Source organism: Pseudomonas sp. REB1044, from assembly GCF_038813925.1.
GTDB lineage: Bacteria > Pseudomonadota > Gammaproteobacteria > Pseudomonadales > Pseudomonadaceae > Aquipseudomonas > Aquipseudomonas boreofloridensis.
Map to the genome: position 1 here is coordinate 3,325,903 of NZ_CP046139.1, position 13,667 is coordinate 3,339,569.

Here is a 13,667-nt window from a genome sequence, read left to right on the forward strand (position 1 = left end):
CCCTACGACGATCTGGCCAGCGGAAACTTGCAGCAGGAAATGAAAAATATTTCGATTATCTTCTCGATCAACGCACCACTGCCAGAAGCGGCAGATAGGTCACTGTCAAACCGTAGCGCTGCTCCAAGGTACGAAGCAAGGCGTCCGGCTGGTCAAGATCGAACACCCCGCTCACTTCGAGGCCTGCCAGGCGGGCATCGGAAATGAAGATACGCCCATGACGGTATCGCTCCAGTTCGGCGAGTACCTGGCCAAGCGGCTTGCCATTGAAGATCAGCTTGCCGCGCCGCCAGGCGGTCCGGGCCTCGGCATCAGGGGTGAGTGCAAGCTGTCGCCCACCGAGTTGCGCTTCGCCCCGGGTCAACACCACTTCAGCGCCGGATGCCTGGCGTCTCACGCTGAACAAGGCATGGCGGCCCTCGACCGGTTCGCCTCCGGCATCGACCACGAACGGACGCGGATCGCTGGCGGTATCGAACAATGCTTCACCTGTCTGCAGCACGACCTCACGCCGTGTATCGCTGAATGACACCGACAATGCGCTATTGCCGTTCAGAGTGACACGTGTGCCGTCGGCCAGAGTGAAAGTCTGACGCTGGTTCATTGCGGTGTGATAGTCAGAAAACCACATCGGCGCTTGCTGCCATCCGGTGCAAGCGATGGCGACCATCACTATCGATGCGGCCAGTGCGCGTGGCCAGCGCCGCCGAGAACGCGATAGCGGCTTGGCGTGCAACGTCCGTGCAGCCTGGGTCTGCCCGAGATCGCCCCACAGCGCCTCGGCCTCACGAGCGGCACGCGCATGGGCCGGACTGGACGCACACCAGCGCTGGTAACGCTCATGGTCATCGGCACCGGCATTACCGGAGTGGAGCACGACCTGCCAGTCGAGGGCATCGTCGCAGAGGTCGTTGTGGGGAGGTCGCGGGGTCATCGCAGGCCGCTCAGTCATGGTTTTGCTCGAGCCAGTCACGACAGTGGCGCAGGGCCTGGCCGATGTATTTTGCCACCATGCTCGGGGAAACGCCCAGGCGCTGAGCGATCTGCGCCTGGGTCAGGCCCTCGACCCGGTTCAGCAGCAGGGCCTGACGGGCGTTGCTCGGTAACTGCAGCAAGGCGTCATCCAAGATTTGCAGGCGCTCGCGAGCTAACAGCGTAGCTTCCGGGGCGGGCGAGGGACACGGGATTTCGCCCCTACCCTCCTCCGGTTCATGATTCGATGCTCGGCGTCGCTCGTGCCGCAGCGCGTCGATGGCCAGGTTGCCGGCGACCCGGAAGATGAAACTGCGTGGGTGCGCGACCGCGATGGCCTGTGCCTCGATACGCACCAGGCGCAGGTATGTTTCCTGCGCAACGTCGGCGGCGCGCTGTCGGTCTTGCATACGACGTGTGAGGAACGACAACAAGTCGTCGTAATGCTCCTGGAAGCTTGCCAGCAGGCTGGACACGGGAGACGTCAGCATGGAGAGATGATGCCAGTAGGATTGGTGTTAATGCGAAAGAGTATCTTTCATATCCACTGTCACTTTCAACGACACGCCGCATTTGCCACACTGCGCGCTCGTCCACACGCCAAGGCGCCTGCTCATGACTGTCCGCTTTCGCTCAAGACCAGGCCTGTGCATGGTGCTGATGCTGGCCCTGCTGCTCAACGCCTGCGCGCTGTTGCAACCACGAGATCCTCTGAACATCAGCGTCATCGGTATCGAACCTCTTGCGGGGCAAGATCTAGAGTTACGCATGGCAGTCAAGATCCGCATTCAGAACCCCAACGAAACGCCTGTGGATTTCAACGGCGTTGCCTTGAATCTGGAGGTGAACGATCAACCCTTGGCGGCTGGTGTCAGCGATCAACGCGGCCACATCGGGCGTTATGAGGAGACGGTGATCGTAGTACCGGTGAGCATTACCGCGTTTTCCTTTCTACGCCAAGCCTACGGCCTGAGCCGTGCACAGTCGCTACAGGGTCTGCCCTACATACTACGTGGCAAGTTGGCCGGGGGTCCGTTGGGAACGATCCGTTTCACCGACAAGGGCAAACTCGATCTGCCCCAGCCAGGTACTCTCGGCTGGTAGCCCTCAACGATTGGCGCTGGCGGCGGCCATCATCTTATTGATTTCGCTGCGAATCATGTTAGCGAATTCAGGGGCGATATGCCGTCCAGCTCCGCACGCACCCACTCCGCCCACTTGCCCTTGCGCCGCGACTTTTCGGCAATCATCCTGGCCGCCTCGGCTTTGGCCTTGCCCAGGTTGTTCTGCCACAGCTCGAACAAGCGCGCCTTTTCCGACTCGATCTGCGCACGCTCGGCGAAGTCTCTATTGGCCAGATTGAAACTCATGGTCTTTCCTGCCGCTTGAAAATGAGCGATATCTTACACGCTTGCGATGCACCATCGCCAAGCCAGTGCAACTTTCGCCGACCACTGCTTTCCACTGTTTACACCAACACACCTACAAGGAGGCATCCATGGCCAGGAAATCCAACGCGACCAGCGAAACCGAGCAGATCAAGGATCAAGTCTTCAGCGAGTTGCAGGCGCTTATCGAGGAGTCGGAAAAGCTTTTGGACAGCAGCGCGTCTTTGGTGGGCGAGGAAGCCGATACGCTGCGCGCCCAGCTCGGTCTGAAGCTGCGTCAAGCGCGTCAGGCCACCAGCCGTCTGGGGCAAAAAGCGCAGCCGGTGGTCGAGGCGACTGAAGAGCTGATCGGCATTCATCCTTGGCAGACTGTGGCGATCTCCGCTGGCATCGGTCTGGTGGTAGGCCTGCTACTCGGCCGTAGGCAGTAAGTCAAGGAAACTTCTGGCCCACTCAGGCTGGCTGGGCCATTGGGATGCCGCTGTGAAAGCGCATTTCCCCATCGGCGGAACTTATCAGTTCCGCCTCTATCTCCCGAACCTTCTGCACCACCTGCGCGATATCTGACGCCTCTCCATACTCATACGCCAGTTTCAAATAGCCTTGATAGTGGCGCGCCTCGCTTTTGAGCAAGCCGTGGTAGAACGTACCCAGTTCTTCGTCCAGGTGTGGGACCAAAGCCGCGAAGCGCTCGCAACTGCGGGCCTCGATGAAAGCGCCGACCACCAGGGTATCGACCAGCTTCACCGGCTCATGGGCACGCACCACTCGCCGCAGTCCAGAGGCATAACGTCCGGCTGAAACGGGGCGCAACGGTACACCCCGACGCTTCATCAAGCGCAACACTTGCTCGTGGTGCACCAGTTCCTCACGCGCCAGGCGCGACATCATATTGATCAGCTCCAAATGCGTGTTGTACTTGGCGATCAAACTGAGTGCGGTACTAGCGGCCTTGAACTCGCAGTTCTTGTGGTCGATCAGCAAGGTGTGCTCATCGGCCAACGCAGCCTCGATCCAGGCGTCGGGTGTGGGGCAACCAAGAAAGGCATCGATTTCAGGAGTCAGGGACATAAATTCACGGAGGTTGGCAACGCAGGAGCGCGGGATTATACCGACGGTGACAGCCATCGCCAGCGCTTGCGCTTGATACAGGTCAAACGGCATCGCCGCATTGGCCAACTATAGTCAGGTATGAGCCCTCGAGATCCAAGGAGTTTCATGCCATGCAAGCCGTTCGCAGCATCCTCGTCGTGCTCGACCCTGAACACGCCCACAGTCGCGCGCTGACCCGCGCCAAGCTGATTGCCGGGGTTACCGGCGCACGCCTGCATCTGCTGATGTGTGACAAGAAGCGCGACCATCACGCATTGCTGAGCGTGCTCGCCAGTCAGTTGCATGACGATGGCTACGATAACGTCAGCCACGAACAGGCCTGGCAGGACAGCCTGCATGAGTCGATCATCGCTGTGCAGCAGGCCGAAGGGTGCGAATTGGTCATCAAAGAGCATTACCCGGATAACCCCCTGCGCAAAGCCCTGCTGACGCCTAGCGACTGGAAACTGTTGCGCAACTGTCCGTGTGCCGTACTGATGGTCAAGAGCGAGCGGCCTTGGACCGGCGGCGCCATCCTGGCGGCAGTGGATGTGGGCAATCAGGATGAAGATCACCGCCGCCTGCATGCCAGTATCATTGACCATGGCTACGCTATCGCCAGCTTGGCCAAAGGTGAACTGCACGTGATCAGCGCTCACCCCTCGCCCATGTTGGCTGCCTCCGATCCGGTGTATCAGCTCAGCGAGACTATCGAAAAGCGCTACCGTGAGGCGTGTTCAGCTTTCCAGGCGGAGTTCGACATCAGCAATCAGCGGCTGCATGTCGCCGAAGGACCAGCGGATGTGCTGATTCCTTACACCGAAAAGAAAATCGATGCGGTGGTGACTATTATCGGAACAGTTGCGCGCACGGGTATCTCCGGGGCCCTGATTGGCAATACTGCTGAGGTGGTGCTCGACGCACTTGAAGGCGATGTGCTTGTACTCAAGAGTGATCAGGCTGTAAGCGCCCTCACACGACCGGTCATGGTGTGAGATTTCTGTTGGGGTTGCAAGCTGCCTCCCAAGAGGGCAGCGCTGATTTTGAAAACACCAAAAAGACAAAACCCCTACCTGCTTGCGCAGATAGGGGTTTTGCGAAATGAATCTTGACGATGACCTACTCTCACATGGGGAAACCCCACACTACCATCGGCGATGCATCGTTTCACTGCTGAGTTCGGGATGGGATCAGGTGGTTCCAATGCTCTATGGTCGTCAAGAAATTCGGTTGCCAGTGCGCCCCTGCGGACACCCCAGCCTATTCGGATATGTGATTCTGTGATTCGTCGCGAACTTTCGGTTCTTTCGTCTTCACCACCACAATTCGGCGCTCACGCTCAAATTGCTTGGGTGTTATATGGTCAAGCCTCACGGGCAATTAGTATGGGTTAGCTCAACGCCTCACAGCGCTTACACACCCCACCTATCAACGTCGTAGTCTTCGACGGCCCTTCAGGGGATTCTAGATCCCAGTGAGATCTCATCTTGAGGCAAGTTTCCCGCTTAGATGCTTTCAGCGGTTATCTCTTCCGAACATAGCTACCCGGCAATGCCACTGGCGTGACAACCGGAACACCAGAGGTTCGTCCACTCCGGTCCTCTCGTACTAGGAGCAGCCCCTCTCAAATCTCAAACGTCCACGGCAGATAGGGACCGAACTGTCTCACGACGTTCTAAACCCAGCTCGCGTACCACTTTAAATGGCGAACAGCCATACCCTTGGGACCGGCTTCAGCCCCAGGATGTGATGAGCCGACATCGAGGTGCCAAACACCGCCGTCGATATGAACTCTTGGGCGGTATCAGCCTGTTATCCCCGGAGTACCTTTTATCCGTTGAGCGATGGCCCTTCCATACAGAACCACCGGATCACTAAGACCTACTTTCGTACCTGCTCGACGTGTCTGTCTCGCAGTCAAGCGCGCTTTTGCCTTTATACTCTACGACCGATTTCCGACCGGTCTGAGCGCACCTTCGTACTCCTCCGTTACTCTTTGGGAGGAGACCGCCCCAGTCAAACTACCCACCATACACTGTCCTCGATCCGGATTACGGACCTGAGTTAGAACCTCAAGGTTGCCAGGGTGGTATTTCAAGGATGGCTCCATGAGAACTGGCGTCCCCACTTCAAAGCCTCCCACCTATCCTACACAAGCAAGCTCAAAGTCCAGTGCAAAGCTATAGTAAAGGTTCACGGGGTCTTTCCGTCTAGCCGCGGATACACTGCATCTTCACAGCGATTTCAATTTCACTGAGTCTCGGGTGGAGACAGCGCCGCCATCGTTACGCCATTCGTGCAGGTCGGAACTTACCCGACAAGGAATTTCGCTACCTTAGGACCGTTATAGTTACGGCCGCCGTTTACCGGGGCTTCGATCAAGAGCTTCGCTTGCGCTAACCCCATCAATTAACCTTCCGGCACCGGGCAGGCGTCACACCCTATACGTCCACTTTCGTGTTTGCAGAGTGCTGTGTTTTTAATAAACAGTCGCAGCGGCCTGGTATCTTCGACCGGCATGGGCTTACGGAGCAAGTCCTTCACCCTCGCCGGCGCACCTTCTCCCGAAGTTACGGTGCCATTTTGCCTAGTTCCTTCACCCGAGTTCTCTCAAGCGCCTTGGTATTCTCTACCTAACCACCTGTGTCGGTTTGGGGTACGGTTCCCAGTTATCTGAAGCTTAGGAGCTTTTCTTGGAAGCATGGCATCAACCACTTCGTCGCCTAAAGGCAACTCGTCATCAGCTCTCGGCCTTGAAATCCCGGATTTGCCTAAGATTTCAGCCTACCACCTTAAACCTGGACAACCAACGCCAGGCTGGCCTAGCCTTCTCCGTCCCTCCATCGCAATAACTGCAAGTACAGGAATATTAACCTGTTTTCCATCGACTACGCTTTTCAGCCTCGCCTTAGGGACCGACTAACCCTGCGTCGATTAACGTTGCGCAGGAAACCTTGGTCTTTCGGCGTGCGAGTTTTTCACTCGCATTGTCGTTACTCATGTCAGCATTCGCACTTCTGATACCTCCAGCAAGCTTCTCAACTCACCTTCACAGGCTTACAGAACGCTCCTCTACCGCATCACCAAAGGTGATACCCGTAGCTTCGGTGCATGGTTTGAGCCCCGTTACATCTTCCGCGCAGGCCGACTCGACTAGTGAGCTATTACGCTTTCTTTAAAGGATGGCTGCTTCTAAGCCAACCTCCTAGCTGTCTAAGCCTTCCCACATCGTTTCCCACTTAACCATGACTTTGGGACCTTAGCTGACGGTCTGGGTTGTTTCCCTTTTCACGACGGACGTTAGCACCCGCCGTGTGTCTCCCATGCTCGGCACTTGCTGGTATTCGGAGTTTGCATCGGTTTGGTAAGTCGGGATGACCCCCTAGCCGAAACAGTGCTCTACCCCCAGCAGTGATACATGAGGCGCTACCTAAATAGCTTTCGAGGAGAACCAGCTATCTCCGAGCTTGATTAGCCTTTCACTCCGATCCACAGGTCATCCGCTAACTTTTCAACGGTAGTCGGTTCGGTCCTCCAGTCAGTGTTACCTAACCTTCAACCTGCCCATGGATAGATCGCCCGGTTTCGGGTCTATACCCAGCGACTAAGCGCCCTATTAAGACTCGCTTTCGCTACGCCTCCCCTATTCGGTTAAGCTCGCCACTGAATATAAGTCGCTGACCCATTATACAAAAGGTACGCAGTCACCTAACAAAGTAGGCTCCCACTGCTTGTACGCATACGGTTTCAGGTTCTATTTCACTCCCCTCTCCGGGGTTCTTTTCGCCTTTCCCTCACGGTACTGGTTCACTATCGGTCAGTCAGTAGTATTTAGCCTTGGAGGATGGTCCCCCCATGTTCAGACAAAGTTTCTCGTGCTCCGTCCTACTCGATTTCATTGAAAAGAGACTTTCGTGTACGGGGCTATCACCCACTATGGCCGCACTTTCCAGAGCGTTCCACTAATCTCAAATCAACTTAAGGGCTGGTCCCCGTTCGCTCGCCACTACTAAGGGAATCTCGGTTGATTTCTATTCCTCAGGGTACTTAGATGTTTCAGTTCCCCTGGTTCGCCTCTTGCACCTATGGATTCAGTACAAGATACCTAGGTTATCCTAGGTGGGTTCCCCCATTCAGAGATCTCTGGATCACAGTCTGTTTGCCGACTCCCCAAAGCTTATCGCAGGCTACCACGTCTTTCATCGCCTCTGACTGCCAAGGCATCCACCGTATGCGCTTCTTCACTTGACCATATAACCCCAAGCAATCTGGTTATACTGTGAAGACGACATTCGCCGAAAATTCGCACGTCGCTCTTTCGAGCAGAACTCACAAATTTTACCTCAGCCTGATGTCCAGCAGTGAAACTGGTCATCAGTCTGTATCTATCACATATCCGAATTTTTAAAGAACGATCTGGCAAAAGCCAGAAATCAACATTCCAACGCGGCGTCAACACGACGCGCGAATGCTCATTTCTGAGTTCTAACAGTGCTGTACAAAGGTGGTGGAGCCAAGCGGGATCGAACCGCTGACCTCCTGCGTGCAAGGCAGGCGCTCTCCCAGCTGAGCTATGGCCCCGTGTATCTGCTACATCTCGTAGGCCGCACCAAGTAATTGGTAGGTCTGGGCAGATTTGAACTGCCGACCTCACCCTTATCAGGGGTGCGCTCTAACCAACTGAGCTACAGACCTATAACAGGGTCGCGTTACAGCATCGTCTTTTCACAATGAATCAAGCAATTCGTGTGGGAGCTCATCAGCAGGCTGATGTCTTCGATTAAGGAGGTGATCCAGCCGCAGGTTCCCCTACGGCTACCTTGTTACGACTTCACCCCAGTCATGAATCACACCGTGGTAACCGTCCCCCCGAAGGTTAGACTAGCTACTTCTGGTGCAACCCACTCCCATGGTGTGACGGGCGGTGTGTACAAGGCCCGGGAACGTATTCACCGCGACATTCTGATTCGCGATTACTAGCGATTCCGACTTCACGCAGTCGAGTTGCAGACTGCGATCCGGACTACGATCGGTTTTGTGAGATTAGCTCCACCTCGCGGCTTGGCAACCCTCTGTACCGACCATTGTAGCACGTGTGTAGCCCAGGCCGTAAGGGCCATGATGACTTGACGTCATCCCCACCTTCCTCCGGTTTGTCACCGGCAGTCTCCTTAGAGTGCCCACCATAACGTGCTGGTAACTAAGGACAAGGGTTGCGCTCGTTACGGGACTTAACCCAACATCTCACGACACGAGCTGACGACAGCCATGCAGCACCTGTGTCAGAGTTCCCGAAGGCACCAATCCATCTCTAGAAAGTTCTCTGCATGTCAAGGCCTGGTAAGGTTCTTCGCGTTGCTTCGAATTAAACCACATGCTCCACCGCTTGTGCGGGCCCCCGTCAATTCATTTGAGTTTTAACCTTGCGGCCGTACTCCCCAGGCGGTCAACTTAATGCGTTAGCTGCGCCACTAAAATCTCAAGGATTCCAACGGCTAGTTGACATCGTTTACGGCGTGGACTACCAGGGTATCTAATCCTGTTTGCTCCCCACGCTTTCGCACCTCAGTGTCAGTATCAGTCCAGGTGGTCGCCTTCGCCACTGGTGTTCCTTCCTATATCTACGCATTTCACCGCTACACAGGAAATTCCACCACCCTCTACCGTACTCTAGCTTGCCAGTTTTGGATGCAGTTCCCAGGTTGAGCCCGGGGCTTTCACATCCAACTTAACAAACCACCTACGCGCGCTTTACGCCCAGTAATTCCGATTAACGCTTGCACCCTCTGTATTACCGCGGCTGCTGGCACAGAGTTAGCCGGTGCTTATTCTGTCGGTAACGTCAAAATTGCAGAGTATTAATCTACAACCCTTCCTCCCAACTTAAAGTGCTTTACAATCCGAAGACCTTCTTCACACACGCGGCATGGCTGGATCAGGCTTTCGCCCATTGTCCAATATTCCCCACTGCTGCCTCCCGTAGGAGTCTGGACCGTGTCTCAGTTCCAGTGTGACTGATCATCCTCTCAGACCAGTTACGGATCGTCGCCTTGGTGAGCCATTACCTCACCAACTAGCTAATCCGACCTAGGCTCATCTGATAGCGCAAGGCCCGAAGGTCCCCTGCTTTCTCCCGTAGGACGTATGCGGTATTAGCGTTCCTTTCGAAACGTTGTCCCCCACTACCAGGCAGATTCCTAGGCATTACTCACCCGTCCGCCGCTGAATCGAGAAGCAAGCTCCTCTCATCCGCTCGACTTGCATGTGTTAGGCCTGCCGCCAGCGTTCAATCTGAGCCATGATCAAACTCTTCAGTTCAATACTGCTTGGGTTTTTAAGAAACCCTAAACTTGGCTCAGCAATCTCAAATGACTATGTGATTTCTCGCATGGCCACTTGTGATGCTGATAATCTAGGCGACGATCAGTCCATACTCACAAGCACCCACACGAATTGCTTGATTCGATTTGTTAAAGAGCGTTTGGCTAAGAGCGCTTCGTCTCAACCGAGGCCGCGCATTCTACAGCAGCCTTACTTCGTGTCAAGCGTTTATTTTGAAGTTCTTTCCGAGAAACTCGTTTAGCTTCAAACACTTGACTCGCTGCGATCTCTCGTAGCGGGAGGCGAATCATACAGCACCATTCGATGCTGTCAACTGCCTTTTTCACCGCTTTCAACCCGAGGATCGAAGCCCTTCGCACCGCACCGAACTCGATTAACTCGTTGATTCTCAAGGAGTTTCGCGTTCCGTTTGCTGCGGAGGTGGGGCGCATTATAAGGGGATCTGAACAGCGGTCAAGGCTTGATTTCAAATAAATTCAAATAGTTGATTGGTGCAACGGTAGTCAAGGCCGTCAAGCGCCGCCCCCTGCGCCCTATAAATCAAGCCTCACCGATAAGCCAACCATGACCCAGTTGCATACCCAGCGACCAATTGCGCAATATAGTGCGCAACTGAATCGCCTCCTTCCTGGACTGTCCTACCCAATGAACAATACCTCCCGCAGCTTGGCCACCACGCTATTCCCCATCGGCCTGCTGCTAATCGCCATGGCCTCGATCCAGTCAGGGGCCTCCCTGGCTAAAAGCATGTTTCCAATCGTAGGTGCCCAAGGAACTACAGCATTGCGCCTGATCTTTGCCAGCATCATCATGCTAGCCCTGCTGCGCCCATGGCGCGCCAAGCTCAACGCTCGCACTCTGCGCAGCGTCATCATTTACGGGTTGGCATTGGGCGGCATGAACTTCCTCTTCTATATGTCTCTGCGTAGCGTACCGCTGGGCATCGCCGTGGCCTTGGAATTCACGGGACCGTTGGCGGTAGCGATCTTCGCCTCGCGCCGCGCACTCGATTTTCTCTGGATCGCGTTGGCCATCGCCGGCCTGCTCTTGCTGATGCCGACCGGACAAACTGACGCTGCCTTGGACCTCACAGGCGCTGCGTACGCATTGGGGGCGGGCGTGTGCTGGGCGCTGTACATTTTATATGGGCAACGCGCAGGCGCTGAAAATGGTATCCAGACCGCAGCCCTTGGCGTGTTGATCGCAGCCCTGTTCATCGCCCCCATTGGGATTGCACACGCAGGCAGCGCCTTGCTGACACCTGGGCTAATTCCGATAGCCCTGGGCGTGGCGGTGCTTTCTACCGCCCTACCCTACAGCCTGGAGATGGTCGCACTCACCCGCATGCCAGCTCGCACCTTCGGCACCTTGATGAGCATTGAGCCGGTCTTCGGGGCGCTGTCCGGATTGCTATTTCTCGGTGAAGTGCTGAGCTTGACACAATGGCTCGCAATTCTGGCGATCATCACGGCCTCCGTGGGCGCAACCCTTTCCATGCGCAAGGAGAACCCTCCACCTGTTGCAGTCGATTGATCTGAGAAATACTTTCATTGGCCCTTCTTCAGCCTTGTACCAGCCTATCAGGCTGTTTAAGCTGTCGAAGAATCATCATTTTCAGACGATCTACTAAGCTGGGCACGGAAGCAGGGAGTTTAAGGAAGAACGCAGTCACCACTGAAAGGGCCTACACCTGTAAACGCCCTGATAAGGACAGGAATGAAACGTATTTTTCTCATCCTGGCCATCGTGGCCATTGCTGGGTGCGCCGCTACCGCCAAGACCGAGGTGAAACGAGGAAAGAAAGGCATCCACATCAATTGCTCGGGCCTCTCTTCTTCTTGGGATAAGTGCTACGCCAACGCTCAAGCCTCATGCAGCAGCAAAGGGTACAAAGTCATCGCTCGCTCCAGCGACAGCGAGGAGGAGCCTGGCGATTATGTGTTCGGGATCAATCCGGCCGGCTATACCAGTCGCAGCATGATCGTGATCTGCAAGTAAAGAAGGGCAGCGTTCGCTGCCCTTCTTTCAACTCTCTCATAGAGGCTGGGTCCGGCGCTCCAGCCACGCAAGGGCATCACCCTCAACTAGAGGCGCAAGACGCTGGCGCACTGCCTGGTGATACTGATTGAGCCAATGCCGTTCTGAAGCGTCCAGTAACTCTGGTATCAGGCAACGTGTATCGATCGGGCACAGTGTCAACGTCTCGAACGCCAGAAATTCGCCGAAGACACTCCGCCCCGCTTCACGATTGACCACCAGGTTTTCGATCCGTACGCCCCACTCACCCGGCCTGTAGGTACCCGGCTCGATGGAACTGATCATGCCCTCCTGCATCGCTGTCTGCGGACTGGCGGAGGCTTGATAGGCAATCACCTGCGGCCCCTCGTGCACATTCATGAAGTAGCCTACCCCATGCCCTGTGCCATGCCCGTAATCGACTTGATCAACCCACAGCGGTGCCCTGGCGATGGCGTCGAGCATCGGCGAGAGAATCCCTCGCGGAAACTTCGCGCGTGATAGTGCGATCATGCCTTTGAGCACGCGCGTACAGTCCGTCTTCTGCGCCTCGCTGGGCGTACCGATCGGCACCATGCGGGTGATGTCGGTAGTCCCCCCAAAGTACTGTCCGCCCGAGTCGATGAGCAGCAAGCCATCACCCTCGATCACCGCATGGGACTGGGCAGTCGCGCGATAGTGCGGCATTGCGCCATTGGCATTGAACGCAGCAATGGTCGAGAAGCTCAACGAGACGAAGTCAGGCCGTCGCGCCCGCGCTGCACTCAAGTGCTCATCCACCGACAGCTCGGTGATGACCTCCTGTCCCAGAGTCATTTCGAACCAGGCGAAGAACTCGCACAAGGCTGCACCATCCTGTTCCATTACCTTACGGATATGCATCAGTTCGGCCTCGCTTTTGCGCGACTTACTCAACGTCGTCGGGTTGAGGCTCTCGATCCACGTAACGCGTTCATCGACAGACGCCAGAAGCCCACAGGTCACACGTGACGGATCAAACAAAAGACGGTGATCAGTTTCGATCGCGGCCAGTGCCCGATGGATTTCACTGTAATCCTGCACCTCGACACCATCGGCAGCGAGTGCCTGACGCAGGCTGGCATCGATTTTTTCCTGCGCAACGAAAAGCGTCGCTCGGTCACCACCGATCAAGGCAAACGCCACAAACACCGGGTTGTAGGAGACATCGCTACCCCGCAGATTGAACAGCCAGGCGATGTCATCCAAGGTGGCAATGAAATGCCAATCAGCATCCTTCTCGGCCATTGTGCAGCGCAACGCTGCGAGTTTGTCAGCGCGCGCACGCGTGGCATAGGGCGCCAAGTGTTCATAGACACGATTGCCAGGTAACGCCGGACGCGCACTCCACACCTCGTCAAACACGTCCAGATGGGTGAGCAATTTCGCGTGACGTACTTTCAGACGCTCTTCCAGTTGACGGGCGGAGGTCAGGGACATCACCGCACCATCGACTGCAACCACCCCGCCACTGACGGTATGCGCACCCAGCCAATCGAGTGCGCCGGGCCCACCTCCCTGCAGCTTCATCAGTTCGATGCCACTGCCTGACAGCTCCACTGCGGCTTGTTCCCAATAGCGGCTATCGACCCATAGACCGGCGAACTCCGCCGTGACCACCAGCGTTCCCACAGACCCCTGAAATCCAGAAAGCCACTGACGGCCTTGCCAATGCTCAGGCAGGTACTCCGACAAATGAGGATCGGCAGAAGGCACCAACAAGGCATCGACGCCTTCTCTGGCCAGCACCTGACGAACACGTGCCAGACGCGAAGGAACGGAATCCTGGGGGGTTGGGGAACGGCTCATGCACTCTCCTGCGGCAATATCGTCGACGGT

At 56.0% G+C, this 13,667-nt stretch carries 8 protein-coding genes, 2 tRNA genes, 3 rRNA genes and 2 pseudogenes; 5 read left to right on the forward strand and 10 right to left on the reverse strand.

The genetic code is table 11. From position 1 onward, the window contains the following. Positions 1 to 67: 67 nt before the first annotated feature. Together GKC70_RS15265 and GKC70_RS15270 are read right to left on the reverse strand one after the other, a co-directional pair. Positions 68 to 952, reverse strand: a complete 885-nt coding sequence (locus tag GKC70_RS15265) for a FecR domain-containing protein (RefSeq protein ID WP_342649182.1) — start codon at positions 950 to 952, stop codon at positions 68 to 70. A 4-nt stretch (positions 953 to 956) separates the two neighbouring features. Then, positions 957 to 1,463 (reverse strand): annotated as a pseudogene (locus GKC70_RS15270) (sigma-70 family RNA polymerase sigma factor); the annotation flags it as partial. 160 nt (positions 1,464 to 1,623) lie between these two features. On the opposite strand from GKC70_RS15270, the gene GKC70_RS15275 reads away from it, so the two are divergent. After that, entirely contained in the window at positions 1,624 to 2,076 is a 453-nt protein-coding gene (locus GKC70_RS15275) for an LEA type 2 family protein (RefSeq protein ID WP_245219505.1), read from the forward strand. Between the two features lie 3 nt (positions 2,077 to 2,079). Here GKC70_RS15275 and GKC70_RS15280 read toward each other — a convergent pair. Continuing rightward, positions 2,080 to 2,342, reverse strand: a pseudogene (locus GKC70_RS15280) (hypothetical protein). A 128-nt stretch (positions 2,343 to 2,470) separates the two neighbouring features. Between GKC70_RS15280 and GKC70_RS15285 the strand changes: the two are divergent. Beyond that, positions 2,471 to 2,791, forward strand: coding sequence for a DUF883 family protein (locus GKC70_RS15285; protein ID WP_029613111.1), 321 nt, complete (start codon positions 2,471 to 2,473; stop codon positions 2,789 to 2,791). 22 nt (positions 2,792 to 2,813) lie between these two features. Here GKC70_RS15285 and miaE read toward each other — a convergent pair whose 3' ends face one another. Next, positions 2,814 to 3,431: a tRNA isopentenyl-2-thiomethyl-A-37 hydroxylase MiaE gene (gene miaE / locus GKC70_RS15290; RefSeq protein WP_029613110.1), complete on the reverse strand. Its 618-nt coding sequence runs from the start codon at positions 3,429 to 3,431 to the stop codon at positions 2,814 to 2,816. A 152-nt stretch (positions 3,432 to 3,583) separates the two neighbouring features. On the opposite strand from miaE, the gene GKC70_RS15295 reads away from it, so the two are divergent. Further along, positions 3,584 to 4,447 carry a universal stress protein gene (locus tag GKC70_RS15295; RefSeq protein ID WP_342649183.1) on the forward strand — a complete coding sequence of 288 codons (864 nt, stop codon included), beginning with the start codon at positions 3,584 to 3,586 and terminating at the stop codon, positions 4,445 to 4,447. A gap of 111 nt (positions 4,448 to 4,558) precedes the next feature. Here GKC70_RS15295 and rrf read toward each other — a convergent pair. The 5 genes from rrf to GKC70_RS15320 form a co-directional block, all read right to left on the reverse strand. After that, positions 4,559 to 4,674 (reverse strand): 5S ribosomal RNA (gene rrf, locus GKC70_RS15300). Positions 4,675 to 4,811: 137 nt separating this feature from the next. After that, positions 4,812 to 7,703 (reverse strand): 23S ribosomal RNA (locus tag GKC70_RS15305). A 254-nt stretch (positions 7,704 to 7,957) separates the two neighbouring features. Next, a tRNA-Ala gene (locus GKC70_RS15310) sits at positions 7,958 to 8,033 on the reverse strand. A 37-nt stretch (positions 8,034 to 8,070) separates the two neighbouring features. Then, positions 8,071 to 8,147 (reverse strand) — tRNA-Ile (locus GKC70_RS15315). A gap of 86 nt (positions 8,148 to 8,233) precedes the next feature. Next, positions 8,234 to 9,770: ribosomal RNA gene (locus tag GKC70_RS15320) — 16S ribosomal RNA — on the reverse strand. Together the 16S, 23S and 5S rRNA genes with 2 tRNA genes alongside form the textbook arrangement of a ribosomal RNA operon. 669 nt (positions 9,771 to 10,439) lie before the next feature. Between GKC70_RS15320 and rhtA the strand changes: the two genes are divergently transcribed. Then, positions 10,440 to 11,327, forward strand: coding sequence for a threonine/homoserine exporter RhtA (gene rhtA / locus GKC70_RS15325; RefSeq protein ID WP_342651534.1), 888 nt, complete (start codon positions 10,440 to 10,442; stop codon positions 11,325 to 11,327). 183 nt (positions 11,328 to 11,510) lie between these two features. Beyond that, on the forward strand, positions 11,511 to 11,792 hold the full coding sequence (locus GKC70_RS15330) for a hypothetical protein (RefSeq protein ID WP_029612706.1): 282 nt from the start codon (positions 11,511 to 11,513) through the stop codon (positions 11,790 to 11,792). A gap of 36 nt (positions 11,793 to 11,828) precedes the next feature. Here the strand turns inward: GKC70_RS15330 and GKC70_RS15335 are convergent, their stop codons facing one another. Further along, complete coding sequence (locus GKC70_RS15335) at positions 11,829 to 13,637, reverse strand: aminopeptidase P family protein (RefSeq protein ID WP_342649184.1); 1,809 nt, start codon at positions 13,635 to 13,637, stop codon at positions 11,829 to 11,831. Positions 13,638 to 13,667: the final 30 nt, after the last annotated feature.

Coding starts and splice junctions, on each gene's coding strand:
- GKC70_RS15265 (WP_342649182.1), bottom strand. CDS start 952: ATGACTGAGCGGCCTGCGATGACCCCGCGACCTCCCCACAACGACCTC.
- GKC70_RS15275 (WP_245219505.1), top strand. CDS start 1,624: ATGGTGCTGATGCTGGCCCTGCTGCTCAACGCCTGCGCGCTGTTGCAA.
- GKC70_RS15285 (WP_029613111.1), top strand. CDS start 2,471: ATGGCCAGGAAATCCAACGCGACCAGCGAAACCGAGCAGATCAAGGAT.
- miaE (WP_029613110.1), bottom strand. CDS start 3,431: ATGTCCCTGACTCCTGAAATCGATGCCTTTCTTGGTTGCCCCACACCC.
- GKC70_RS15295 (WP_342649183.1), top strand. CDS start 3,584: ATGCAAGCCGTTCGCAGCATCCTCGTCGTGCTCGACCCTGAACACGCC.
- rhtA (WP_342651534.1), top strand. CDS start 10,440: ATGAACAATACCTCCCGCAGCTTGGCCACCACGCTATTCCCCATCGGC.
- GKC70_RS15330 (WP_029612706.1), top strand. CDS start 11,511: ATGAAACGTATTTTTCTCATCCTGGCCATCGTGGCCATTGCTGGGTGC.
- GKC70_RS15335 (WP_342649184.1), bottom strand. CDS start 13,637: ATGAGCCGTTCCCCAACCCCCCAGGATTCCGTTCCTTCGCGTCTGGCA.